Source organism: Cellulosimicrobium funkei (assembly GCF_004519295.1).
GTDB classification, from domain to species: domain Bacteria; phylum Actinomycetota; class Actinomycetes; order Actinomycetales; family Cellulomonadaceae; genus Cellulosimicrobium; species Cellulosimicrobium funkei.
Genome location: NZ_SOZH01000003.1, coordinates 310019 through 334684, shown reverse-complemented (window position 1 = coordinate 334684; position 24666 = coordinate 310019). Strand labels below are relative to the sequence as shown.

General features: G+C 76.5%; 23 protein-coding genes. 16 read left to right on the top strand and 7 right to left on the bottom strand.

Annotated features, from left to right (window positions below; all coding sequences use genetic code 11):
* Positions 1-41: 41 nt before the first annotated feature.
* The 4 genes from E1O70_RS04545 (at position 42) to E1O70_RS04530 (ending at position 5019) form a co-directional block, all read left to right on the top strand.
* Complete coding sequence (locus E1O70_RS04545) at positions 42-1613, top strand: ATP-binding protein (RefSeq protein ID WP_240696595.1); 1572 nt, start codon at positions 42-44, stop codon at positions 1611-1613.
* Positions 1610-2941: a low temperature requirement protein A gene (locus tag E1O70_RS04540; RefSeq protein ID WP_061268443.1), complete on the top strand. Its 1332-nt coding sequence runs from the start codon at positions 1610-1612 to the stop codon at positions 2939-2941. Before E1O70_RS04545 ends, E1O70_RS04540 begins: the two co-directional genes overlap by 4 nt.
* 273 nt (positions 2942-3214) lie before the next feature.
* A complete protein-coding gene (locus tag E1O70_RS04535) occupies positions 3215-3688 on the top strand; it encodes an HNH endonuclease (RefSeq protein WP_009863577.1) in 474 nt (157 codons plus the stop codon).
* 194 nt (positions 3689-3882) lie between these two features.
* Positions 3883-5019 carry an endonuclease/exonuclease/phosphatase family protein gene (locus tag E1O70_RS04530; RefSeq protein ID WP_061268444.1) on the top strand — a complete coding sequence of 379 codons (1137 nt, stop codon included), beginning with the start codon at positions 3883-3885 and terminating at the stop codon, positions 5017-5019.
* A 45-nt stretch (positions 5020-5064) separates the two neighbouring features.
* Here E1O70_RS04530 and E1O70_RS04525 read toward each other — a convergent pair whose 3' ends face one another.
* Positions 5065-6054 (bottom strand): glycoside hydrolase family protein, encoded by a 990-nt coding sequence (locus E1O70_RS04525; RefSeq protein ID WP_167496838.1) that lies wholly within the window; start codon positions 6052-6054, stop codon positions 5065-5067.
* Between the two features lie 245 nt (positions 6055-6299).
* On the opposite strand from E1O70_RS04525, the gene E1O70_RS04520 reads away from it, so the two are divergent.
* The gene (locus E1O70_RS04520) at positions 6300-6857 is read left to right on the top strand and encodes a dihydrofolate reductase family protein (protein ID WP_043659185.1); all 558 of its coding nucleotides are present in this window, start codon (positions 6300-6302) and stop codon (positions 6855-6857) included.
* 6 nt (positions 6858-6863) lie between these two features.
* On the opposite strand, the gene E1O70_RS04515 is transcribed toward E1O70_RS04520, so the two are convergent.
* Entirely contained in the window at positions 6864-7664 is an 801-nt protein-coding gene (locus E1O70_RS04515; RefSeq protein WP_061268446.1) for an AraC family transcriptional regulator, read from the bottom strand.
* Positions 7665-7898: 234 nt separating this feature from the next.
* Between E1O70_RS04515 and E1O70_RS04510 the strand changes: the two genes are divergently transcribed.
* On the top strand, positions 7899-8933 hold the full coding sequence (locus E1O70_RS04510; protein WP_021483185.1) for an ABC transporter substrate-binding protein: 1035 nt from the start codon (positions 7899-7901) through the stop codon (positions 8931-8933).
* On the top strand, positions 8933-10777 hold the full coding sequence (locus tag E1O70_RS04505) for a siderophore-interacting protein (protein ID WP_061268447.1): 1845 nt from the start codon (positions 8933-8935) through the stop codon (positions 10775-10777). Before E1O70_RS04510 ends, E1O70_RS04505 begins: the two co-directional genes overlap by 1 nt.
* A 41-nt stretch (positions 10778-10818) precedes the next feature.
* Here the strand turns inward: E1O70_RS04505 and E1O70_RS04500 are convergent, their stop codons facing one another.
* Positions 10819-12093, bottom strand: a complete 1275-nt coding sequence (locus tag E1O70_RS04500) for an MFS transporter (RefSeq protein ID WP_061268448.1) — start codon at positions 12091-12093, stop codon at positions 10819-10821.
* A gap of 95 nt (positions 12094-12188) precedes the next feature.
* Between E1O70_RS04500 and E1O70_RS04495 the strand changes: the two genes are divergently transcribed.
* The 3 genes from E1O70_RS04495 (at position 12189) to E1O70_RS04485 (ending at position 15912) form a co-directional block, all read left to right on the top strand.
* On the top strand, positions 12189-13091 hold the full coding sequence (locus tag E1O70_RS04495) for a LysR family transcriptional regulator (protein WP_061268449.1): 903 nt from the start codon (positions 12189-12191) through the stop codon (positions 13089-13091).
* A gap of 304 nt (positions 13092-13395) precedes the next feature.
* Entirely contained in the window at positions 13396-15021 is a 1626-nt protein-coding gene (locus tag E1O70_RS04490) for an ABC-F family ATP-binding cassette domain-containing protein (protein ID WP_061268450.1), read from the top strand.
* Positions 15022-15102: 81 nt separating this feature from the next.
* Complete coding sequence (locus E1O70_RS04485; RefSeq protein WP_061268451.1) at positions 15103-15912, top strand: hypothetical protein; 810 nt, start codon at positions 15103-15105, stop codon at positions 15910-15912.
* A gap of 10 nt (positions 15913-15922) precedes the next feature.
* Here the strand turns inward: E1O70_RS04485 and E1O70_RS04480 are convergent, their stop codons facing one another.
* On the bottom strand, positions 15923-16462 hold the full coding sequence (locus E1O70_RS04480) for a hypothetical protein (protein ID WP_061268452.1): 540 nt from the start codon (positions 16460-16462) through the stop codon (positions 15923-15925).
* 131 nt (positions 16463-16593) lie between these two features.
* On the opposite strand from E1O70_RS04480, the gene E1O70_RS04475 reads away from it, so the two are divergent.
* The 5 genes from E1O70_RS04475 (at position 16594) to E1O70_RS04455 (ending at position 20087) form a co-directional block, all read left to right on the top strand.
* Entirely contained in the window at positions 16594-17190 is a 597-nt protein-coding gene (locus E1O70_RS04475) for a GNAT family N-acetyltransferase (protein WP_061268453.1), read from the top strand.
* Positions 17191-17223: 33 nt separating this feature from the next.
* Positions 17224-17730 carry a VOC family protein gene (locus tag E1O70_RS04470; protein WP_061268454.1) on the top strand — a complete coding sequence of 169 codons (507 nt, stop codon included), beginning with the start codon at positions 17224-17226 and terminating at the stop codon, positions 17728-17730.
* A 32-nt stretch (positions 17731-17762) separates the two neighbouring features.
* Entirely contained in the window at positions 17763-18578 is an 816-nt protein-coding gene (locus E1O70_RS04465; RefSeq protein WP_240696594.1) for a MerR family transcriptional regulator, read from the top strand.
* Positions 18579-18747: 169 nt separating this feature from the next.
* Complete coding sequence (locus E1O70_RS04460; protein ID WP_240696593.1) at positions 18748-19353, top strand: DUF2238 domain-containing protein; 606 nt, start codon at positions 18748-18750, stop codon at positions 19351-19353.
* On the top strand, positions 19350-20087 hold the full coding sequence (locus tag E1O70_RS04455) for a glycosyltransferase family 2 protein (protein ID WP_061268455.1): 738 nt from the start codon (positions 19350-19352) through the stop codon (positions 20085-20087). Before E1O70_RS04460 ends, E1O70_RS04455 begins: the two co-directional genes overlap by 4 nt.
* A gap of 82 nt (positions 20088-20169) precedes the next feature.
* Here E1O70_RS04455 and E1O70_RS04450 read toward each other — a convergent pair whose 3' ends face one another.
* The 3 genes from E1O70_RS04450 to E1O70_RS04440 all read right to left on the bottom strand — a co-directional run bounded on the left by E1O70_RS04450 (position 20170) and on the right by E1O70_RS04440 (position 23260).
* Complete coding sequence (locus E1O70_RS04450; protein ID WP_061268456.1) at positions 20170-21171, bottom strand: MvdC/MvdD family ATP grasp protein; 1002 nt, start codon at positions 21169-21171, stop codon at positions 20170-20172.
* A 40-nt stretch (positions 21172-21211) separates the two neighbouring features.
* The gene (locus E1O70_RS04445; protein WP_082774633.1) at positions 21212-22693 is read right to left on the bottom strand and encodes a trypsin-like serine peptidase; all 1482 of its coding nucleotides are present in this window, start codon (positions 22691-22693) and stop codon (positions 21212-21214) included.
* 150 nt (positions 22694-22843) lie between these two features.
* Positions 22844-23260 carry a VOC family protein gene (locus E1O70_RS04440; RefSeq protein WP_061268466.1) on the bottom strand — a complete coding sequence of 139 codons (417 nt, stop codon included), beginning with the start codon at positions 23258-23260 and terminating at the stop codon, positions 22844-22846.
* A 135-nt stretch (positions 23261-23395) separates the two neighbouring features.
* On the opposite strand from E1O70_RS04440, the gene E1O70_RS04435 reads away from it, so the two are divergent.
* Positions 23396-24577, top strand: coding sequence for a helix-turn-helix transcriptional regulator (locus E1O70_RS04435; RefSeq protein ID WP_061268467.1), 1182 nt, complete (start codon positions 23396-23398; stop codon positions 24575-24577).
* The last annotated feature ends 89 nt before the right edge of the window (positions 24578-24666 follow it).

The following is a 24666-nucleotide window of genomic DNA, read 5'->3' as shown; positions in this document are numbered from 1 at the left end:
AGCACCGACGACACAGCCCCGACCGACCCGGAGGCGACACCGTGACCAGCACCGAGGACCCCACCACGACCCCGCCCCCCGCGGGCGCCAGCACCGCGCCCGGCACCGCCGCGGCCGCCGCCGCGCGCGGCTGGCTGCCGTGCGACGTCGACGAGCTGCGCGCCACGTTCCTGTTCGAGCACCTCACCGACGACCAGCTCGCCTGGCTGTGCGCGACCGGCCACGTCGAGCGGCACGACGCGGGCTGGCTGCTGCACGAGGGCGCGCCCGCCGAGGCGTTCTACGTCCTGCTCGACGGCGGCGTGGCGCTCTACCGGCGCGTCGGCGAGGACGAGGTCGAGGTCTCGCGCACCCGTCAGGTCGGGGTCTACCTCGGCGCCTGGAACGCCTACCTCGGCGACCGGCTGCCCCAGACCTACCTCCACTCGGCGCGCGCGCTCGAGCCCTCGCGCTTCTTCGTGCTCGCGGCGCCCGACTTCGCCAAGCTCATGACCGAGTGGTTCCCCATGGCGGTGCACCTGCTCGAGGGCGTGTTCTGGGGCACGCGCGACGCGCAGCAGCTCGTCGGGCAGCGCGAGCGGCTGCTCGCGCTCGGTTCCCTGTCCGCGGGCCTCACCCACGAGCTCAACAACCCCGCCGCGGCCGCCGTGCGCGCCACCGGGACACTGCGCGAGCGCGTCGCGGCCATGCGGCACAAGCTCGCGCTCATCGCCGACGGCCCCTACGACCGCGCCACGCTCGCCGAGCTGATCCGGCTCCAGGAGGAGGCGCTCGAGCGGTACGCGGACACGCGCACCGCGGACGCCGTGGGCGCCCTGGAGACCTCCGACCTCGAGGACCGCCTCACCGACTGGCTCGACGACCACGGCCTGCCCGAGGGGTGGCGGGTCTCCCCCGCGCTCGTCCAGGCAGGCATCGACGAGCCGTGGCTCGACCGCGTCGCCGGACGGGTCGACGCCGGCGCGCTCACCGGCGCGGTGAGCTGGCTCGCGTACACCATCGAGACCGAGCAGCTCATGGCCGAGATCGAGGACGCCACCGTGCGCATCTCCTCCCTCGTCGGCGCCGCCCGCCAGTACTCCCAGCTCGACCGGGCGCCCTTCCGGCCCGTGGACCTGCGGGAGCTGCTCGACTCCACCCTGACGATGCTCGACCACACCCTCGACGGCATCGACGTCGTGCGCCGCTACGACCCCGACCTGCCCCCCGTGCCCGTGTACGCCGCCGAGCTCAACCAGGTGTGGACCAACCTCGTCGAGAACGCCGCCCAGGCCATGGCCGGCACCGGGACCCTCACCGTGACCACCCGGCGCGTCGACGACCACGCCGAGGTCGAGGTCGCCGACACCGGCCCCGGGATCCCCGACGCCGTGCGCCCGCGCATCTTCGAGCCGTTCTTCACGACGAAGCCCGTCGGGCAGGGCACCGGGCTCGGCCTCGACATCTCGTGGCGCATCGTCGTCAACAAGCACCACGGCGACCTCGCCGTGACGTCCGTGCCGGGCGACACGCGGTTCGTCGTGCGGCTCCCGCTCGAACCCGCGCCCGTCCCCACCTCGCCCACCTCACCCACCTCGACCGACGCGCCCGACGCGCCCGACGGCCGCCCGTGACGGCCGCCCCCGCGGCGGGGACCTCGCCCGTCGGCGAGGAGCGCCACGCCTCCTGGCTCGAGCTGTTCTTCGACCTCGTCGTCGTCGCGGGCATCGGCATGCTCGCCCACCTCCTCCAGGAGGACCACGACGGCGGCGGGCTCGCGCTGTACGTCGTGGCGTACACAGCCTTCTGGCTCGTGTGGGCGTGCTTCACGACGTACGGCAACGTCGCGGGAGAGGGCGCGCGGTCCCTGCCGATCCTCGCCGGGATGGCCGCGCTCGCCGTGATGATCGCCGCCGTCCCCGGCATCCACGACGAGCACGCCCGGGCGTTCGCCGTCGCCTACGTCGTGGGCCGCCTCGTGGCCGCACGCCCGTGGCGGCGCACGACCGTCGTCGTCGACCTGCCCGTCGTGCAGGCGCTCGCCGGCGTCGTGCCGTGGGTCGTGTCGTGGTGGGCCGACGGCCAGACCCGCTACGTGCTGTGGGGCGTCGGCCTCGCGATCGACCTGGTGCTGCTCCTCACGCTCTCGGGCGAGCGGCTCGTGCGGCGCGCGCAGGAACGCCTCGACGAGGTCCGCGAGCGCCGGGGCCGGGGTCGTGCGCTCGGCGGCCGTCGTGCACGACCCGGCGCGCCGGACCGCGGGCGGCGGCGCGACCTGGAGGTCCCGACGACGGTCGACGCCGCCGCGAGCGACGTGCCCCACCTCGGCGAGCGGCTCGGGCTGTTCGTCATCATCGTGCTCGGCGAGGGCCTCATCCAGGCGATCGACGCCGCGAGCGAGGCCGAGTGGGACCGCACCCTGCTCGTGGCGGGCGCGGGGGCGTTCACCCTGCTGGTCGGGCTGTGGGCGCTCACGGTGCGCTCCGGGTACGCGGGCGTGGCGCTCCTGCGCCCGGCCGGCGTGCCGCCCCGGGTCGCGTGGTTCCTGCACCTCGTGACGACGGGGGCCCTCGCCACGCTCGCGGGCGCGCTCGGCGGCGTGCTGGACCGCCCGGCGCGCGCCCTCGAGCCGGCCGAGCTCGCGCTGCTCGTCGGGGCGTTCGCCGTCCACGGCCTGGTGTCCGCGGGCGTGCACGCCGTGCTGCGCGACGTCCGCACCGCGCTGGTCCTCGCCGTGCCCGTCGTGGCGGCGGGGGCGGTCGCCGCGCTCGCGGGCGGGTCGGTCTCGGCCGCCGGGCTCGTCTGGGTCCTGTCGGGCGCGCTGCTCGTCCAGCTCTCCGGTGCCGGGCGCGCGCACCGGCCGGCGTCGGGCGACGCGGCGTCGGGCACGGAGCGCGACCCGGGGCCGGGCGCCGAGCCCGGTGCGACGGCGGCGGGGACGGACGCGGGGGACGACGCCTGACGCCGCCCGGGCGCAAAACCGTGGACGTCGCGCGCTCGCGGGCATAGCCTCGTGGCGTCCGGTCGAGACCCGCCCGGACGCTCGACCATGACGACCGGTGAAGGGCAGGTGGACCCGCGTGACGCACGAGTGGTCCGTCGACCCGTCCCGAAGGGCGCTCCTCAGGTAGACGACGTGCGTCGTCCACCTGCAGAGCCGTCCTGGGGCACCGTCCTGGGGCGGCTCTCGTCGTCCCGGGGCACGGCACGCGAACGCACGACAGGAGGAGCGACGATGAGCGAGGTGGTCATCTACAACCTCGGCGGCAGCCAGGTGCTCGGCCGCGTGTCGTTGCGCCACGCGATCCGCATGCTGCACCGGCAGGTCGCCGAGGTGCTGGAGGCCGTCGAGGGCGAGACGTTCGGGCCCTACCAGCGGCCCCGGTCGGTCGCGCTCGTGCGGTACGTGCACGCGCGCTGGGTGTACGAGCGCCAGGGCCGCGTGCCGTACTCGCGCGCCGCGCTCCTGCGCCGCGACCGCTACCGCTGCGCGTACTGCGGCGGCACCGCGACGACGATGGACCACGTCGTCCCGCGGTGCCAGGGCGGCACGACGACGTGGCTCAACGCCGTCGCCGCGTGCGAGCCGTGCAACGCGGCCAAGGGCGGGCGCACGCCCGAGCAGGCAGGCCTGTCGCTCCTGTCCAGACCGTTCGAGCCCGCGTTCCGCGACATCTACCCGTCGGCGCCCGCCCCGCGCAGACGCTGACGGGTCACCGGCCGGCGCGCCCGGCCGGTCACGGGCGGCCCGGCCGGTGGCGGTGACACCGGCCGGGCCGGCCGCGTGGTGCGGTCCTGCGACCGCGGCGGCGTCCGGGACACCGGCCGCGCCCCTCCCTCCAGGTGGAGCCGGTCCGCGCCGCGCACCCATCTCGGGTCCCGGGCCGCGCGAGGGAGCCCACGATGGCGACGGTCCGGATCGGGACGTTCAACGTCGAGAACCTGTTCGAGCGGCCGCGCGCGATGGCGGGCCCGCTGACCGCGGGCAACGCGGTCCTGGCGGCGCACGCGCGGGTCAACGCCCTGATCGCCGAGGAGCGGTACGACCCCGACGTCCGGGCCGAGATCCTGGAGCACCTGGAGACGCTCGGCCTGCTGCGCGCCGACGCCGCCGCGCTCGCGGTGCTGCGCCAGGTGCGCGGGCGGCTCGTGCGCCGCACCGGGTCGCAGGCCGCCGGGACGGCCCGCACCGAGGTGGTCGCGACCGGGCGGGGCGACTGGGTCGGCTGGGTCGACCTCATCAAGGACCGGGTCGACGAGCTCGCGATGGTGCACACGGCGCGCGTCGTGGCCGACGTCGGCGCCGACGTCCTCGCCGTCGTCGAGGCGGAGAGCCGCGTCGCGCTCAAGCGGTTCACCGACGCGGGCGTCACCCGCTCCGGGCGCACGCTCTACCCGCACGTCATGGTCATCGACGGCAACGACGACCGCGGGATCGACGTCGGGCTGCTCACGCGGCGGCCCTACGAGATCGGGACGGTGCGCTCCCACGTCGACGACCGGGACTCGCGCGGACGCCTCGTCTTCGGTCGGGACTGCCCCGAGTACGTCGTCGCGCTGCCGGGCGGCGGCACGCTCACCGTGCTCGTCAACCACTTCAAGTCCAAGGGGTACGGGACGCAGGCCGAGTCGGACGCGACCCGGCGCCGCCAGGCGACCCGCACCGCGGCGATCTACGCGGGTCTGCGCGCCCGCGGCGAGGAGCACGTCGTGGTCGTCGGCGACCTCAACGACACACCGGGGTCGGTGCCGCTGCGCCCGCTCCTCGAGGGGACCGACCTGCGCGACGTGAGCGTGCACCCGGACTTCCGGGGCGACGGGCGTCCCGGGACGTACGGCAACGGGACCGCGAGCCAGAAGATCGACTACGTCCTGCTCTCCCCCGCGCTGTTCGAGCGCACCGTCGGCGGGTCGGTCTTCCGCCGGGGCGTGTGGGGCGGGAAGGACGGGACCCTGTTCCCGCACTACGACACGATGACGTCGCCCGTGCACGCGGCGTCCGACCACGCCGCCCTGTGGGCCGACGTCGACCTCGCGTGACGGGCCCGACCGGGCGCCCGGGGCGGTGGGCGCCCGGCCGGGGCGTCAGTCCGCGCGGGCGAGGGCGATCGTCGTGGAGCCGCGCTGGCCGGCCTCGTAGAACATGTGCAGGCGGCCGTCGACCTCCACGAACGACGGCGCCGCGGCGCGCCCGCGGTCCGGCGCGGCGGACCCCGAGTCGTACAGGACCCCGAGGTGGTCCTCGCGGTCGAAGCCCGTCCCCACGCGCGCGACGTGGATGTTGCCCGAGCCCGCGTGGTAGACGACGTGGCCCCCGCCGTTGCGCGACCAGTAGTGCGCCCCGGAGACCTGGCCGCCCTCCCCGGCCGCAGGCGTGATGAGCGGCTCCGGCTTGACCTGCCAGCCGGACGTCAGCGACTGCGACCAGCCGACGTAGATCTTCCGCGTCCCGCCGTGGTTGCCCATCAGCAGCATGACGTAGACCCCCGACTGCGTCGGGTGCGGGAAGACGCGCGCGTACGACGTCTCGCTCACGCCCGGGAGCATGTACGTGCCCACGACCCGGTTGTGGTACGCGAAGCTGCGGCCGTCGGCGGAGCTCGCGACCCGGGTCGTGTGGTTCTCGCCGTGGAAGAACAAGTAGATCCGGCGGTCCGCCGGGTTCCAGAACGCGTCGGGGCTCGACACGTGGCTCACGTCGAAGCCCGCCCACGTGCGCGGGATGATCGGGTTGGCGGGGTGCTCGCGCCACGGGCCGGTGACGGAGTCCGCGTAGGCCAGGCAGATGCCGCCCGGGGCGTCGTGCGGGGCGTAGTACATGTACCAGCGGCCGAGCGGGTTCTCGACGCGCCCGGCGACGTACCGGACCGAGGGAAAGATCAGCTCGTTCGTCGGGTTGTACCGCAACGTGCTCCGGTCGAGCGGCTGCCCGAGGTAGCGGAAGGTCGGGAAGCCGGGCACCGCCGCGTGCGCGGGCGCCGGGGCGGCGATGCCGCCCACGGTGCCGGCGAGCGTGCCGGTCGCGGTCGCCGCGCCGAGCACGACGGCACCGCGCAGGAGCGCGCGACGGGTCAAGGGACGAGGGACGGGTGGGCGAGGGTCGTCCGGCATGCTGCCTCCACGGTGAGAGAGCGGGTGGGACGGCAGCCACTCTCACGACGGCCCGTGACCAGGGTCAACACGATAATGAGAACTGCCGAACGGCCCGACGGCGGGCGCCGCCCGGGAGCGGGCCGACCCGGAGGCCGCCCGCCGACCGATGAGTCCGCGCACCGCCCCGGGTCTCCCCTTCGACCGCGCAACAGGGACGAGGAGGATCCATGGCCAAGGTGATCGCCGGGGCGACGGTGTCGCTCGACGGGTTCGTGCAGGACGCCGCCGGGAGCAGCGCCGCGCTCTACGCGGACTTCGACACGCTCGTGGGCAGCGACTACATGCGCCGGCTCCAGGACGAGACCGGCGCCGTGCTCATGGGGCGACGCACGTTCGACGGCGCCGAGGACCCCGACAGCTACGCGGAGGACTACGAGTTCCAGGCACCGATCTTCGTCGTGACGCACCACCCGCTGCCCGTCGCGCCGCGCCGCAACGAGCGGCTCTGGATCGAGTTCGTCACCGACGGTGTCGAGGAGGCGGTGCGCCGCGCCGTCGAGGCCGCTGGCGACCGTGACGTGACGTTCGTGGGCGGCGCGGACCTCTTCCGCCAGCTCCTGGCGGCGGACCTCGTCGACGAGCTCGCCGTCGACGTCATGCCGGTGCTGCTCGGCGGCGGCGTCCGGCTGTTCGACGGCGGCGTCCCCGCCACCCTGGAGAAGGTGAGCGTCGACGAGGTGGGCGTCCGCACCGCGCTGCGCTACCGGGTCGTGCGCGACCGCTGATCCGGCTCAGGCGCTCAGCCGCTCGGCGGGGCGAGCCGCCCGGGTCCCGCTTCCCGCGTCCCGCGGCGCGCGGTCGAGGACCGCCAGGGGATCCCGCGCGAGGTCGGCGACCGGCTGCCCGGTCTCCCGGCTGAGGGCGCGCAGCAGGCCGGCCCGCGTGGCGTAGCCGGCGGCGCGCGCCGCCGCGTCCAGCTGCGAGCCGCCCCGCAGCCGCGCGATCGCGACGTTGAGGTGGGCGCGCGTTCGCCAGCGCCCGAACGGGAGCCCCGTCTCCTCGACGAAGAGCCGCTGGACGTGGCGCGCGCTCGCGTGCCGTCGGTCGGCGAGCTCCTCGAGCGTCGCACCCCCGCGCCGGGCGTCCTCGGCCACGGCGCGCGCGACCGGGTGCGACGGGAGCGTCAGCACGAAGTGGTCGCCCGTGACCCCGCGGAGCACCTCCTCGAGGGCCGCGCGGAACGGCGCGACCTGCTCCGGGGTCACCGGGCCCGCGCAGAGCACGGCGGTCAGGACGTCCGTGACGGCCGGCACGACGCCGAGCCGGTGCACCCGGACGGGGGGCTCGACGCCCGGCGAGAGCACCGGCCCCAGGGCCATCGCCCCGCCCGGCAGGCGCACGGAGTGCGGCACGCCGGGGGCGAGCCACACGCTCTCGTGCGTGCGCAGGGTCAGGGGCGCGCCGTCGGCCACGAGCTCCGCGGTGCCCGCGACGACGTGGACCAGGTGCGGCTCGTCGTGCGCGTGGGTGTCGTGGCCGAGGAAGCGGACGGCGTTCTCGGGGACGACGGCGCCCAGCGCGGTCGGGGTCATGCGGCGCTCCTCTCCTCGGCCGGACCCCTCCGGTCCGGCCGTCCTGCGGGACGACCTCGGACGCGTCCCGCGGCGCACGTGCAGACGTATCGTGCCCGGTCGTGTCGCGTCCGGGAGCGTCCGTGTCATGTCCGGACAGGGCACGGCGCGTAGGTGTGGTTAGCCTAACCTCGCGAGGTGCGCCCCGGTCACGCCGTGCGGCCCCCGCGTCCCTGCTCCCGAGTGCGAGGTCCCATGCTGCCGTCCCGCCGTCCCACCCGCCGCCCCCTCACCGCGCTGGCCGCGCTCGTCGCCGCCGCGACGCTCGCGCTCTCCGCGTGCTCGGGCGGCACCACCACGTCCGACGCCGGGGCGGAGGGCTCCGGAGAGCCCACCGGCTCGTCCGCAGCGGAGCGCGTCGTCGCCACGGACCAGGGCGACGTCACCGTCCCGACGGAGCCGCAGCGCGTCGTCGTGCTCAACCACGCGCTCGCCGGCTACCTCTACGCGCTCGACGTCCCGGTCCTCGCCACCGTGCCCGAGGTGACCGACGACCCCGAGCCGGCCTTCTCCCCGCTCTGGGCGCAGGAGGCCGAGGCCGACGGCACGGAGCTCCTGGAGTGGAGCGCCGACGGCTTCAACCTCGAGGCGATCCTCGCGCTCGAGCCCGACCTCATCGTCGGTGGCGGGTGGGGCTTCCCGCTCAAGCAGGCGACGGACGTCTACGACGGCCTGAGCCAGATCGCCCCGACCGTCCTCGTGAGCGGCACGTACACGACCTGGCAGGAGCAGCTCGCGTTCCTCGCGGAGGACGTGTTCGACGACGCGACGACGTCCGAGGAGCTCGCCGCCGGGTACGAGGACCGGCTCGCGGAGGTGCGCGACGCGATCACCGTGCCCGCGGGCGAGACGGCGTTCCTCGCCCGCACGGCGGAGGGCACCACGTACGCCCTCCAGGAGGGCGAGGGGCTGCCCGCGATCTTCGAGCGGCTCGGGTTCGCGGTCCAGCCGATCCAGGAGCAGACCGGCGCCGAGCCGTACACGCCGGGCGGTGACATGTTCGAGGTGTCGGCCGAGCAGGTGACGTCGGTGGTCACGGCGCCGAACGTGTTCGTCATCGGCTTCAACGGCGCGGAGGTCGACCTCGACGCGCTCGCCGCCGACCCGGTGTTCGCCGCGCTGCCGTCGTTCGCCGCCGGGACCGCGCACGAGCTGCCCACGTGGACGATCCGCAGTGACTACCACGAGGCGATGGCCCTGCTCGACGTCGTCGAGGAGCAGTTCTCCTGATGGCCCAGCACCGCCTGCGCACCCACCCCCTCGTCCTGCGGCGCGTCGAGGTCGCGCGCGTCGTCGACGTCACGCCCCGCATGCGCCGCGTGACGCTCGTCGGGCCGGAGCTCGGCGCGTTCGAGCGCGACGGCCTGCCGATGCCGGCGTTCGACGCCCCGGGGTTCGACGATCACGTGAAGCTCGTCCTCGCGTCCGACGGCGACGTCGCGTCCGCGCTGCCCGTGCAGCGCGCGCACGGCATCGACTGGCCGCCCGCGCCGAACCGGCAGGGTCGGGACTACACGCCGCGCCGCTGGGACCCGGTGGCGGGCGAGCTCGACCTCGACCTCGTGCTGCACGGCGACGGGCCCGCCGCCGCGTGGGCCGGGGCGGCGCGCCCCGGCGACGCGCTGTGGTTCGTCGGCCCCAAGGCCTCCACCGTGTGGCCCGACGACGTCGACTGGGCCCTGCTCGCGGGCGACGAGACCGCGCTGCCCGCGATCGGCCGCTTCCTCGACGAGCGCCCCGTCGACGTGCCCGTGCAGGTCGTCGTGACGGTCGGCGACGCGTCCGCGCACCAGGACCTCGCGCTGCGCGACGGCGACACCGTCCGCTGGGTCGTCGCGCCCGAGGGCGACCGCGTCGCGCTCGGCGAGGCGGTGCGCGCGATCACGTGGTGGCCCGGGCGCGTCTACGCGTGGGCCGCGAGCGAGAGCCGGGCCCTGCTGCCGGTGCGCCGCCACCTCACGCGCGAGCGCGGCGTGCCCCGCACGCACGTCGATGTCACCGGGTACTGGCACGCACAGCCGGCGCCCTCGGGCGCGAGGCCGGGCGACACCGCGGGCAGCACCGTCGGCGACACCGCGGGCGGCGTCCCGGGCAGCACCGCGAGCGACGTGCCCAGCAGCACCGCGACCGGCACCGTCCCCGCGACGCAGCCCGCGGGCGTGCCGTCCCCCGTGCCGTGGTTCGCGACGCGCGCCGCGCTGCAGCTCGGGCTGCTCGACGCGCTCGGCGACGGCCCGCGCGACGTCGCGGTGCTCGCCGAGGCGGCCCGCGTCGCGCCCGCGGCGGTCCGGGTCCTCGTGGACGTCCTCGCGGCGTCGGGGGTCGTGACCGCCGACGGTGACAAGGTGGCCCTGGCCGACGCCGGCGAGGACCTCCTCGACGACGAGCACGCGCGCGAGGAGTACGAGGGTCTCGAGGCCGACGCGGTCCTCGCGCTCGCCGCGCTCGCCCCGGCGCTGCGCGAGGACGCCCCGGCGTGGGCGCGCTCGCGCGGCCGGACCCTGCGCGCAGAGGTCGAGGCCGACGCCGACCTCGCCGCGGAGGTCGTCGAGGGCGCCGACGTCCTGCCCTACGTGCTCACCGGCCTCCCGACGTGGCCCGTGTGGTCGGGCGTGCGGTCGGTGGCCGTCGGAGGGCCGGGGGCCCTCGTCGTGGCCGACCTGCTCGCGGACGTGCCCGGTGACCGCACGACGACGCTCGTCGAGGACCCCGTGCCGCTCGCCGTCCTGCGCGAGCAGGCCGGCACGGGCTCGCCCCACGCCACGTCCGGCTCCTGGCCCGGCGCCGACCTGGCCGTGTGCGCGCTCGGGACCGGGCACCGCACCGACGACGAGGTGGTCGCGCTCCTCGCCGCGATGGGGGCGGCCGCGCGTCGGGCCGTGCTCGTCGAGGACCTCACGCCCGACGGCCTGAGCCCGCACGCGCACGAGCACGCGCTGCTGTCCCTCGCGACGACGGGGTCCGGACCGCGAACGCCCGACGACGTGGCGCGGCTCGCGGCGCGCGCCGGGTGGCGCGTCGTCGGGCACGACGCCCTCGGCTGGGGCGTCGCGCGGGTCGAGCTCGCCCGCTGACCCACGGCACGGCGGGGCGGACCGCGGTCCGCCCCGCCCGCTCAGGACCGGCGTGCCAGGCCCGGCGCGGCCGCCGCGACGAGCAGCGCGGTGGCCGCCGCGAACACGACGACCATGAGGCGCAGCGGCTCGACCGTGAGCGAGACCCCCAGGAGCAGCACAGGGACGGCGAGCCCCAGGTATGCAACGAGGAAGACTCCCGCCAGGACCTCGCCCCGGCGGCCGGGCTCCGCCAGGGCCCCCGCCGTCGCGAGCGCGCCCCGGAAGAGGATGCCCACGCCCGCGCCCGCGACGACGGCGCTCGCAACGAACCCGGGCAGGCTCGCGGTGCCGACGGAGACGGCGAGCACGGCGAGCCCGGCGAGCGTCAGCGTGACGGCGAGCGCGGCCTGGCGCCGACGGGCGAGCCGGCCCGTGGCGAGCTGCGCGACGGCGGCCGCGGCGAAGACCGCGGCCGAGACGAGCCCGGCGACGAGGCGCGACTCCTCGTGCATCACGGTCGCGAGCACGCTCGGGGTGAGGGACGTGAAGAGGCCGAAGACGGCGAAGCCCGCGAACGCGGCGGCCGCCGCGGCGGCGAAGGTGCCGCGCCCGGCGCGCGGCACGGCGACGCGCTGCGGGCGGTAGCGGTACGGGGCGGCGGCGGGCGGCACGGTCTCGGGCACGAGCGCGGCGGCGAGGACCGCCGCGGCGAGCAGGACGGCGAAGCCGACGTACGGCGTCGTGAGCGGCGCAGGCGCGGCCTGGGCGAGCAGCCCGCCGACGAGCGGTCCGAGCGCGAGGCCGCCGATGTTCGCCAGGCCTGCGACGGCGCTCGTGTCTGCCGGGCCGCCGGGCCGGGCGGCCGCGCGGAGCTCGGCGAGGTGGGCGGTCGCCGTCGCGGTGACGGCCCCGATCCCCACGCCCGAGACGAGCCGCGCGACGACGAGGCCGCCCAGACCGTCCAGCAGCAGGAACAGCACGGCCGCGACGAGCTCGGCCACGAGGCCGAGGACCAGGACGCGGCGACGCCCGAACCGGTCGCTGAGGTGCCCGACGAGGTAGAGGCTCGCGGCGACCCCGACGGCGTACGCGGCGAAGACGACGGTCACGGCCACGGTCGGCAGGCCGTCGCGCGCCTGGTACAGCGGGTAGAGCGGCGTCGGGACCGTCGAGAACGCCATGGCCGTCGCGAACGCGAGCGCCACCACGAGGAACCCGGACCCGTGCGAGACGAGCGGCCGCGCGCGCAGCGCACGCGGCGGCCGGGAGGGCCGCTGCGCGTCGTCCGGTCGCGCGGGTGCGGGGCGGGTCGGAGGTGCCGAGGTCGTCGTCATGCGTCCACCGTGCGCCTGCGCGATTGATCGTGTCCAACGACTTGTACCGATCCGTCTGATCGATGTCAGCGATGAGACGTCGTAGGGTGAGCGGCATGGAGACGCGCCAGCTCGAGTACTTCGTCGCCGTGGCCGAGGAGCTGAGCTTCACGCGCGCCGCCGCGCGCGTCTTCGCCGTGCAGTCGAGCGTCTCGGCGGGCGTGCGTGCCCTGGAGGCCGAGCTCGGCGCTCGTCTGTTCGAGCGCACGCGGCGCTCGGTCGCGCTCACGTCGCAGGGCGAGGCGCTGCTCCCCCGGGCCCGGGCGGTGCTCGACGCCGTCGACCAGGCCCGCGCCGCCGTCGCCCCCGGGCCGCACCACGTGCGCGGCACGGTGCGGCTCGGGGTGTTCACGAACCTCGGGTACCTCGGCCTGCCGCGCACCCTCGCCGCGTTCCGGGACCGGCACCCCGGCGTGGTGCTGCGCCTCACCCCGTCGCCCGCCGGGTCGACGGGCCTCGGGGAGGACGTGCGGCGCGGTGTCGTGGACGTCGCGTTCACCGGGCTCGGGCCCGAGGACCACCCCGGTCTGCGGTACACGCGCCTCACGTCGTCGACGTTCGTCGCGGTGCTGCCCGCGGGCCACCCGCTCGCCGGGGCGCGGTCGGTGGCGCCCGGCGACCTGGCCGACGAGCACGTCGTGACGACGCCGCGCGGGTTCGGCAACCGGGTGGTCGCCGAGCGCGCGTTCGTGCACGCGGGCGTCGCGCCGCGCGCGGACACGGAGGTGGCCGACGTCGGCGACCTGCCCGCGTTCGTCGCCGCCGGGTTCGGCGTCGCGGTGGTCCCCGCGGACATGTACGAGCCCGCGCCGGGCGCGGTCGCGGTGCCGCTCGACGCGCCGGAGGCGTGGTCCCTCGGGCTCGTGACGCGGCCGCACCCGGGCGCGGCCGCCGCGGCGCTCGTCGCCTCGCTCGTCGCCTCGCTCGCCACGGGTCGGGAGCAGGCTCCGGCGGGGTGACGGGCCCCCGCGCCCGCAGACCCCGCCGGGCCGCGCTGCTAGCATCGGCACGTGCTCATCGAGGTCGACAGACTCTAGCCGCCGAGCCGTCGGCGGCCCGTCCCAGCGCACCCCTCGCCCGCTCCGCCCCGTCGGAGCCCTCGTCGGCGACCCCTGCCCGGCTCGTGCCGCGGCCTCGGCGTGCCGGGACGACGCCCCACCGCTCCCGCCACCGGCGGCCCGTCCGCGCGCCCGCGCGACGACGGCCCGCCCGACCTTCCCGGCACGACCACGCCCGCGGCACCGCGGGCCGAGGAGCACACCCATGTCCACCCTGCACCGGTCCGCGGTGACGCTGACCGACCTCACGTTCGAGTGGCCCGACGGCACCGTCGCGCTCTCCCACCTTTCCGGCACGTTCGGCACCGGCCGCACGGGCCTCGTCGGCGACAACGGCGCCGGCAAGTCGACGCTCCTGCGCCTCGTCGCCGGCCTGCTCACGCCCACCTCCGGGCGCGTGACGACCACCGGCGACGTCGCCTACCTCCCCCAGACGCTCACGCTCGGCCGCGACGCGAGCGTCGCGCGCCTGCTCGGCATCGACGCGACGCTCGACGCCCTGCGCGCGATCGAGTCCGGCGACGTCGACGAGCGGCACTTCGACGCCGTCGGCGACGACTGGGACGTCGAGGCGCGCGCCGCCCAGGCGCTCGCCGAGATCGGGCTCGACGGCGTCGGCCTCGACCGGCGCGTCGGCGAGCTGTCCGGCGGCGAGGCGATGCTCGTCGCGATCAGCGGCCTGCGCGTGCGGCGCAGCGCGATCACGCTGCTCGACGAGCCGACGAACAACCTCGACCGTGCCACCCGGGCCCGGCTCGCCGTGCTCGTCGACGACTGGCCCGGGGCTCTCGTCGTCGTGAGCCACGACCTGGAGCTGCTCGAGCACGTCGACGAGACCGCCGAGCTGCACGCGGGCGCGCTGACCACGTTCGGCGGCCCGTACAGCGCGTGGCGCGCGCAGCTGGAGGTCGACCAGGCCGCGGCGGCGCAGGCCGCGCGGAGCGCCGAGCAGGCCCTGCGCGCCGAGAAGCGCCGGCGCGTCGAGGCCGAGACGAAGCTCGCGCGCCGCGAGCGGACGGCGCGGACCGCCCAGGCGAACCGCACCGGGTCACGCATCTCCATGGGGCTGCGCGCGTCCGCGGCCCAGGTCTCGGCGGGCTCGATGCGCCAGGGCCTGGACGCCAAGGTCCAGGCCGCGCAGCAGGCGCTCGACGCGGCGGCGGCCCGAGTGCGCGACGACGAGCACGTGCACCTCGTGCTGCCGGACCCGGACGTCCCGCGCGGCCGTCGGCTCGCCGAGCTGCACGGGACGAACCGCACGGTCGTCGTCCAGGGGCCCGAGCGGGTCGCGCTCGTGGGGGCGAACGGCACCGGCAAGACGACGCTCCTGGAGAACCTGCTCGCCGGGCGCGCGCCCGAGCCGGGACGCGCCGGCGGGACGCTCCTCACGGACCGGGTCGGTTACCTCCCGCAGCGGCGCGACGGCCTCGACGACGCGCGCAGCGCGCTCGACACCGTCCGCGACGGCGCCCCGGGCGTGGCGCCGGGCACGGTCCGCAACCACCTCGCGCGCCTGCTCCTGCGCGGGTCGGCCGTCGACCGCCCGGTGGGCACGCTGTCGGGCGGCGAGCGGTTCCGCGTCGCGCTCGCACGGCTCCTGCTCGCCGACCCGCCCGCCCAGCTCCTCGTGCTCGACGAGCCGACGAACGACCTCGACGTGCGCAGCGTCGAGCGGCTCGTCGAGGCGCTGTCGGGCTACGCGGGCGCGCTGCTCGTGGTGAGCCACGACGACGGGTTCCTCGCCCGCCTCGGGGTCGACGTGCTGCTCGAGCTCGACCGGGACGGCCGGCTCCACGAGGTGGCGCCGGGCGCGGAGCAACCCGCCCGCTGAGCGCCGGTCCGGGGCGGCCCGCTCGACGGGTCGCCCCGGACCTCGGACGATGGACCCAGGACCACCGGCCGGGAGGGGACCGTGGGCTGGTACACCGAGCACGTCGTCGACACGGGCCGCGCCCCGGCGCTGTTCGCGCTCGTCGGGTTCGTCGTGACGTTCGTCGTCGTGCGGTCGATCACGCGCCGCATCCGCGCCCGCGCCGAGGCCGCCGCGGCGACGACCACGGGGGCGCCCGGGCACGAGCCCGCGGACGACGGCCCGCCGCGCTCGCGGCGGTCCCTCCTCGGGGACGTGTCGATCGGGGGCGTCCACGTGCACCACCAGGTGTGGGGCATCCTGCTCGTGCTCCTGACCGGCATGCTCGAGTTCCGCTACTCCCCCGGGCACCCGTGGTCGGAGGTGCTCGCGCTGCTGTTCGGCGCGGGCGCCGCGCTCGCGCTCGACGAGTTCGCGCTGTGGCTCTACGTCGACGACGTCTACTGGGCAGAGGAGGGCCAGCGCTCGATCGACGCGATCCTCGTCGGCGGGGCCCTCGGCGGAGCGCTGCTCCTGTCCGCGTCACCCATCGGTGTCACGTCGGACGACGCGTCCGGCGGCTGGCTCGCCTACACCGTGACGGTCGTCGTGCACCTCGCGCTCGCGTTCGTGTGCGTCCTCAAGGGCAAGCTCGCGACGGGCCTGGTCGGCGTGGTGGTCCCGGTCGTCGCGCTCGTGGGCGCGGTGCGGCTGGCAAAGCCGTCGTCGTTCTGGGCCCGACGTCGGTACGGTCGCCGGCCGCACCGGCTCGCCCGCGCGCAGGAGCGCTTCGGGGCGCGCTACCGAGCGCGCAGGGAGCGCGTGCGGAACCTCGTCGGCGGCCGCGCCGACGACGACCCGCCGCCGGCGTAGGCCGGGGTCGTCAGGGCAGGTCCGGCGCGGCCCGCACGACGGCGGCCATCGCGGCGGTCGCCGCGGCGTCGGCGTCGGCGTGCCGCCAGCCCGGGCTCACGACCCGCGCGTGGTCGTTGAGGGCGGCGAGCACGTCGAGCACCGCGACGCCCAGGGCCCGCGCATGAGGTGTGAGGCCGCCGCGGATCTTCAGCTGTCCGAGCACGATCGCGATCTGCGCGCGGGCCTCGGCCGCGAGCGCCGCCTCGTCGACGTCGCCGCCGCGGAGCCGGTCCGCGACACCCTGCCGCCCGGACGCCCAGACGTCCTCGGGGACGCCGAGGTCCCACGCCGCCAGGAGGCCGTCGACGAAGGCGGGAAGCGCGTCGTCGCGCCCGTCGGCGGCGTACCACTCCTCGAGGTCGCGCAGCGCGTCGTGCCCGGAGTCGTTGCCGAACGGCGCGAGGTCCTCGCCCTCGTCGTAGAACGGCTCCGGCGCGAGGGACACGAAGGCGGGGTGGCTCGTCGCGGGCGACAGACCCTCGTCGAGGTCGTCGAGGAACAGCGTCATGGGGGCGACCCTAGACCGGCGCGGGGCGTGCCGTCGTACGCGCCCGTCGTCGGGACCGCGGCGCGGGCCGACGGTCCGGCGCCGCGGGAATCCCCTCGATGCGCAGGCCACGCACGTGCCAGGGTGGGCGCATGACCGACGCCACCGACGTGCGCCCCGACGCCCTGGAGCGGGTCGCGTGGCCCGTGCGGACTGCTCGCCTGACGCTGCGCCGCGCCCGGCCGGACGACGCCGACGCGTTGTTCGCCTACCGCGGCCTGCCCGAGGTGGACCGGTGGCTCACGCAGCGGTTCACCGCGGTCGAGGAGTGGCGCGAGCACCACGCCGAGCCGGGCCGGCTCGCGACGACCCTCGTCGTGGAGCGCGAGGGTGCCGTGGTCGGCGACCTCTACCTCGCGGTCCGCGACGGCTGGGCGCAGCGCGACGTCGTCGACCGTCCGCACGACGACGAGGCCGAGATCGGCTGGGTGCTCGACCCGGCGCACCAGGGGCAGGGCTACGCGACCGAGGCCGTGCGGGCGCTGCTGCGGGTCTGCTTCGAGGACCTCGGCCTGCGGCGCGTCGTGGCGAGCGCGTTCCTCGCGAACGAGCCGTCGTGGCGGCTCATGGAGCGCGTGGGGATGCGGCGCGAGGGCGTGGGGGTGCGCGACTCCCTGCACCGGGACCTGGGCTGGGTCGACGGCGTCGTGTACGCGCTGCTGGCCGACGAGACGCGCGCGGGCGCTTGACCCTGACGCGACGTCAGGGCGCAGGCTGCCCGCATGACCGACACGTTCCCCGCCTTCGACCTCTCCCCCGTCCCCGTCCCGGGGCCCGACGCCGTCGCCCCGGAGCCGTTCCGCGGCATCTACGGGATGCCGCAGTTCGTGACCGTCCCGACGGACGACCTCGCGGCGTCCGTCGAGCTCTGGACGCACGGGCTCGGGTTCTTCGACCTGTTCTCCGTGCCGGGCGGCATGGTGCACCTGCGCCGTTGGGCGTTCCAGGACGTGCTCCTCGTCCCGGGCACCCCCGCGCCCGACCTGCCGGCCCTGACGGTGAGCTTCTCGTGCGTGCTGTCGCAGGTCGACGCGATCGTCGCCGCGTGCGAGGCGGTGACGCCCGGCTGCACGACGGGCCCGCGCGAGATGCCGTGGGGGTCGGTGGAGGTCGAGGTGCGCACGCCGGAGAACGCGCGCGTCGTCATGACGGCGGCACGCCCGTTCGTCGCCGGGAGCGACCCCGCCCGGTTCCTGGAGGGCATCGGGATCGAGGCGCCCGCCCCGTGAGCACCGCGGCTCCGCGATGGACACTGGGTCACGTGACCACCGACCCGATGCCCGGCCGCGGCGCCGACCCGCTGACGGTCGGCGACGCAGCCGCGGCGGCGGGCGTCACCGTCCGGACGCTGCACCACTGGGACGCGGTCGGGCTCGTGCGCCCCTCGGCACGGACGCCGGCGGGCTACCGGCTCTACGCGGCGGCCGACGTCGCACGGCTGCGGCGGGTGGTGGCGTACCGGGAGCTGGGCGTGGCGATCGAGGACGTCGCGGCGCTCCTCGACGCGACCGGCGACGAGGCGGTGGACGCGCTGCGCAGGCACCGGGCGCTGCTCGGGGAGCGGATCGCCCGGATGGAGCGCACCGCCCGCGCGCTGGACCGCCTCGTCACGGCGCGCGAGCGCGGGCTCCTGCTCACGCGCACCGAGCAGGTGGCGCTGTTCGGCGAGGGCTGGGACCCGGCGTGGCCCGGGCAGGCGCGCGCGCTCTGGGGCGACACCGCGCAGTGGGCGCAGTACGCCGAGCGGTCGGCGGAGCGCACGCCCGAGGACTGGCAGCGCCTGGCCGACGACGTCGCGGCCCTGGAGGCCGACCTCGCGGCGGCGTGCCGCGCGGGCGTCTACCCCGCGTCGCCGCGGGCGGCCGCCCTCGCCGAGCGGCACCGTGCCTCGATGGGCGCGCACTTCGACTGCCCGCCGGCGCGGCACGTGTGCCTCGCGCGGCGGTTCGTCGACGACGCCGGGTTCCGTGCCCACTACGACGACCTCGCCCCGGGCCTGGCCGCGTGGCTGCGCGCCGCGGTCGAGGCGAACGCGCGCTCGCACGGCGTGGACCCGGCGACCGCCACCTGGGACTGACCCCCTGCGCCGTGCCGCACGGGACACGGCGGACGGGGAACCGCGGACGGGCGCGCGACGGGCGCCTCGGGAGGCGCGACGAGCGCTCCCGGCGGACGGGCGTGCGAACGCGGCGCCGGGGTGTGAGGCTGAGATCCCCGCCGCCGCACCACCCTCCCAGGAGCCCCGCATGCCCGCCACCCCCGCCCCCACGGCGGGCCCCTCCCTCGCCGCCCCGGCACGCGGCGCGATCCTCGCGGGCGACGCGGTCCGGGCCGGGGCCGCGCTCAGCGTCGTCGTGGCCGGCGCGACGCTCGACGGCGTCGGCGTCGCGCTGTTCCTGCTCGTGCTCGGCGGGACGATGGTGCCGCGCGCCCTCGGGGTGACCGGCGTGCTCGACGTCGGCTACGGGGCCGCGCTGCTCGCCTCCGCCTGGGCCGCCCAGCTCGAGTGGTACCGCGCGGTGCCCTGGCTCGACCTGCCCGTGCACGCCGTGTGCACCGGTCTGATCGCGGCGCTCGCGACGGTGACGCTCGTCCGCGTCGGGGCGCTGCCCGCCCCGCACGCCGACGACCGACCGTGGCGCACGGGCGTCGCCGTGGTGACCACAGGTCTCGGGGCGGTCCTCGCGATCCTGTGGGAGCTGGGCGAGTGGGCCGGGCACACGTTCCTCGACGACCGGATCGGCGTCGGCTACGGCGACACCGTCACCGACCTCGCGACGGGGCTCCTCGGCTCGGTCGTCGCCGGGGTCCTTCTCGCGCGCGGCACCGCGGTCTGGGAGCACCGGCCGTGACGCCCCGCACCGCCCCGACCGTGTCGGTCGTCGTCCCGGTCCGCGACGACGCCGCCGCGCTCGACCGCTGCCTGGCGCGCATCGCGCGGCAGACCGTCGCGCCGCTCGAGGTCGTGGTCGTCGACAACGCGTCGCGCGACGACTCCGCGCTCGTCGCGCGCCGCTGGGGCGCCGTCGTCGTGCGCGAGGACCGCGTCGGCATCCCGGCCGCCGCCGCGACCGGGTACGACACCGCGCGCGGCGACGTCATCGCGCGGCTCGACGCCGACTCGCTCCCCGACCCGGGGTGGGTGCAGCGCGTCGCGGACCGCATGGCCGCCGACCCGACGCTCGACGCGATGACCGGCACGGGGACGTTCGACGACCTGCCGGGCGGGGCGCGCGCCGCCGTGGCGATCGCCTACCTCGGCGCGTACTACGTGCTGTGCCACCTCGCGCTCGGCCACACCGCGCTCTGGGGCTCGTGCATGGCCCTGCGCCGCTCGGCGTGGACCGCCGTGCGCGACGCCGTCGTGCGCGACGACCCGGAGGTGCACGACGACCTCGACCTGTCGTTCCGCCTCGGCCCGGGCCGGCGCACGGTGCTCGACCGGTCGTGGCGCGTCGGGGTGTCGGCGCGCTCGCTGCGTGGGCGGCGCCAGCGCCGTCGCCGCATGGACCGCGCGTGGCGCACGCTGCGCCTCAACTGGACGGTCGCGCCACCGTGGGAGCGGTGGCGCGACCGCTGGCGCTGACGCGCACGGACACCGCCCCGCCTGTGCCAGTCGGCGACGGCCCGGCGACGGGCCGACTACGGGCCGGCGACAGGCCGAGCGCTCAGTCCGCGCTGCCGCGCCAGGTGCGCCGCCGCGTCGCGCCCGGTGCCTCCTCGCGGTCGAGACGGGCCAGCAGCGCCGCGAGCGCCGCGGCGATCGGCTGCCCGGTCGCGTACTCGACGAACAGCCACTGCCCGGCCGGGTTGATCTCGAGGAACACGTAGTCGCCCTCGGGTGTGCGGCGCAGGTCGACCGCGCCGTACCAGAGACCGAGCACCTCCATGAGCCGCAGGAGCGCGGTGGCGACGTGCTCGGGGAGGTCGTGCACGGACGTCGGGCAGTGGTGGGTGTCGACGCGGAAGTCGTACGCGTACGCCGACTCCTCGGTGCGCAGCTCGGCCGCGAACAGCTGCGTGCCGACGATCGTCACGCGCACGTCCGACCCCGCGACGGCCTCCTGGAAGATGACCGGCGCGTACCGCACGCTCTCGATGAGCGCGAGGTCCGAGTCCCGCACGGGGCGGGTCTCGCGCCACGTCGCGGGCGTGCCGCTGAACGGCTTGAAGATCACGCGACCCGGTTCCCGGTGCAGGAACTCCCGGGCGCGGGCCGGGTCGTTCGTCATGCACGTGCGCGGCACGCGCAGCCCGAGCCGCGCGGCGACCTGGAGCTGCCACATCTTGCGGGAGCCGGCCTCGTCGCGGTCCGGGTCGTTGACCCAGGTGGCGGGCAGGCACGACCACAGCCCGGAGACCGCCGCGGCGACCTCCCCGTGGGCGAAGCCGCGGTCCTGGGCGGAGCGCAGGTCGTCGTGCAGCGCGAACGGCTGCGGTCGGCGCCACCACACGGCGCGCAGCGTGGTGGTGTCCACCGCGCTCACGCCCTCGGCGCTCGTGTCGACCCAGTCGGCGCGCCACCCGGCGGCGTCCTGGGTCGAGGTCAGCGCCACGTCGCGGGGCGCGTGCCCCGTGTCGAGGAGCGCGTGGGGCGCGCCGAGCGCGTCCAGGTGGCGGACGACCTCCGTGGTGTGGAGGTCGTCCGCGTGCGACACGATGCCGATCATCGCGGGCTCCCGGTCCGGTCCGTGGGCGAGGTCGCCCGGGTCACTGCCCGGCCTGGAGGGCGGCGAGCGTCGCCTCGACGGCCTCGAGGGTCGCGCGCGCCTCGGCGACGGCCTCGACGAGGGCGCCGACGACGTCGACCGCCTCGCCCGGACCGTCCTCGTCCACGAGCGACTCCGCGCCCTGGACGAACGGCCGCGCCCCGGCGAGCACGCCGGCCTGCACGAGCCGCCCGATCGCGGGGTTGACCACGGGGTCGAAGACGTCGCCGGGGTCGAAGATCCCCTCCTGGAGCGTGTCGCCGGGTCCGGAGCCGACGTCGCCCGCGGACCCGGTGCCGACGGGGTTGTCCGCGGCGAAGCGGGTGTCGCCCTGGAAGACGGAGTCGAGGGCGCGCGGCGTGCCACCCTGGTCCCGGAGGAACGACGTCCCGATCTGGTCGGCGACCGTGTGCGAGTCGGCCTGCCGGATCGTCAGCACGTCGACGGCGCGCGCGGTGTCGGCGCCCAGGAGCGTGCCGACCTGGTCGGCGGCCTTGACGGTCGCGATGACGTCCTGCGCGAGGGACGTGAAGCCGTCGTCGGCGGTCGCGGTGCGCGCCCCGTGCGGCAGGGCCTGGAGCGTCGGCGACACGGCACGGATGCCCGCGATCGCCGTGCCGAAGTTCGACCCGGTCCCGGCCGCGTTGCAGCCGCCGTTCGTGTGGACGCCGACGAGCTCGCCCGCGGGCCCGAGGATCCCGGACCCGGAGTTCCCGCCGAGCGTGTCGATGTCGTCGTAGCGGATCTGGTTCGTCGTGACGACCGTCGCCGGGCCGGCCTCGACGCGCTTGGGCATCCCGGCGGGGTGGCCGATGATCGCGAGCATGTCGCCCACGGCCGGGTTGGCCGTGGCCACGGCCGTGAACCCGTAGGTGCTGCCCGGGTTGCCGCCCACGCGCACGACGGCCATGTCGAGGCCGCCCAGCCGGTACTCGACGAGCGCGACGATCGGGAAGCTCTGCTCGGTGCGCAGGACACCGGACGGGTCGACCTGGAAGAGCACGTTGATGTGCATGCTCGTCGCGATCTGCTGCGGCGTGAGGACCTGCATCGACCCGTTCTGCCGGGGCAGGGCCCAGCCGTCGGCGCTCTGGTCGAACAGGTGGCCGCACGTGAGGACGAGGTCGGGAGCGATCAGGGTCCCGCTCCCCCAGCGCACGCCGTCGACGTTGCCGGGGTTGGTGAAGACGCCGCCCAGCCCCGCGTTCCACTGGACCTGCACGGCCTGCTTCTGGTGGGCGTCCACGTACGCGCGCGTGACGCCGAGCGTGCCGTCGTACTGCTCGACGGGCTGGGAGTCGTCGGTCGCGCCGCAGATGGACTCGAGCATCTCCGCATACGTGGGCTCGTCGCCCGCGATGGACTCGAGCGTCAACGGGATGCGTTCGGGCAGCGGCGGGTACAGCGCGTCGACGGTGTCGGGCGTCTGCGGCACCTCGCGCCGGCTCGGCTTCCGTGGTGCCGACTTCTTGCTTCCGGGCATGGGTTCCCCCTCGGTTCGGTCCCCCTGCACCTGGAGGGAGGCCGCGGGGTCCCGGCACGTACACCCGCGTCAGCGGTGCGAGCACGGGACCGGCGACCGGATCGGAGGCGATCCGGTCGCCGGTCCCGTGCTCGCCGGTCGACGTCCCGGTCAGCGGGGCGCCGCGACGTCCAGCACCCAGGTCACGCCGAAACGGTCGGTGAGCATGCCGTACGCCGGCGCCCAGTCGGACGACGCGAGCGGCGCGACGACGGTCGAGCCGTCGACGAGCGCGTCCCAGTAGCCGCGGACCTCCTCGACGTCGTCGCCGCGCACGGACACGAAGAACGGCGCCTCACCCGGGCTCCAGGGTCGGTCGGCGGGGACGTCGTAGGCCATGACGCGGAACCCGCTCGGGGCGCTGACCTGGCCCCAGACGACGAGGTCGGCGGTCGCCCGGTCGGCGGCCTGGCCGAGGTCGCCGTACGTCGTGACGACGAGCTCTCCCCCGAACACGGACCGGTAGAGCTCGAGCGCGGCGCGGGCGTCACCGCGGAAGTTGAGGTGCGGGGTGGTCTGGACGGACATGAGGACTCCTCGGGAGGCTCGGGACCCGCGGCGGTCGCCGCGGGCCGTGCGCCGGGCCGACGACCCGGGCGCATCCCACGACTCTCACGCTCCATCAGGACGTATCGTGTCCGCATTGTGCGGGAGCATGGAGCCATGACCGAGACGTCGCGCCGCACCCTCCTGCTGCTCGCGCTGCTCCAGTCGCGCCCGGACCGGACCGGACCCGAGCTGGCCGCGCGTCTCGGCGTCGACGCCCGCACGGTCCGGCGCGACGTCGACCGCCTGCGCGAGCTCGGCTACCAGGTCGTGGCGACGCGCGGACGCGTGGGCGGGTACCGCCTCGACGCGGGCGCCGAGCTCCCGCCGCTCCTGTTCGACGACGAGCAGGTCGTGGCCCTGGCCGTCGCGCTGCGGACGGTCACCGCGAGCGGCGTCGGCGACGACCTCGCGGAGGCGTCCGTCCGGGCGCTCACGACGGTCCGGCAGGTGCTGCCTGCCCGGCTGCGGCACCGCGTCGACGCGGTCGACGTCACGACCGTCGCTCCGACACCTGGGCGCCCGGCTGTCCGGGTCGACCTCGACGTCCTGCTCGCCGTGAGCGCGGCGGCGCGCCGCCGGGAGGTGCTGCGCTTCGACTACGCGACCGTGGCGCTCGACGCGCCACCGGAGGCGACCCCCGACGCGAACCCGGACGCGAGCCCCGGCGCGGCATCCGGGACGGTGCAGCCCGACGACCCGCGCACCGGCCCCCGGCCGCCCCGCCGCGCCGAGGTGCACCACGTCGTCGTGCAGGACGGGCGCTGGTACGCCGTGGCGTGGGACCTCGACCGCGACGACTGGCGCACCTTCCGGCTCGACCGGATGACGCCGCGCACGCCGACGGAACCACGCTTCGTCGCGCGCGAGGTGCCCGGCGGCGACGTCGGCGCGTTCGTCGCGGCGCGCTTCACGGGCGCCGTCGCGGGCCCTGTGCCGTCCGCCGGCAGCACGGCGACAGGCAGCACGGCGACGGGCAGCGCGGCGCGGCAGGCCTCGGGCGCGGCGGTGACGTCCAGGAACCCGGAAGCCCGGGAGACACCGGCCGCGCGGTGGCCGTGCCAGGGCTGGGCCGAGCTCGCCGCCCCGGCACGCGCGGTCGCGCCGTTCGTCGAGGACGGCACGGTCGAGGCCGTGGGCGCGGAGCACTGCCGGGTCACGCTCGGGTCGTGGTCGTGGGTGGCGCTCGCGGCCCGGGTCGCGGCCTTCGACGCCGACGTGCTCGCCGCGGGCCCGGCCGACCTCGTCGCCGCGTGCGACGCCGTCGCCCGGCGCCTCGGCGCAGTCGCCGGGCGGTGACCCCGGCGCACCCGAGACGCTGCGCCGTCGGCGAGGCGAGCCCACGGACCCGGCCGTAGCGTGGAGCGACCCGCCCCCGGCAGATCGGA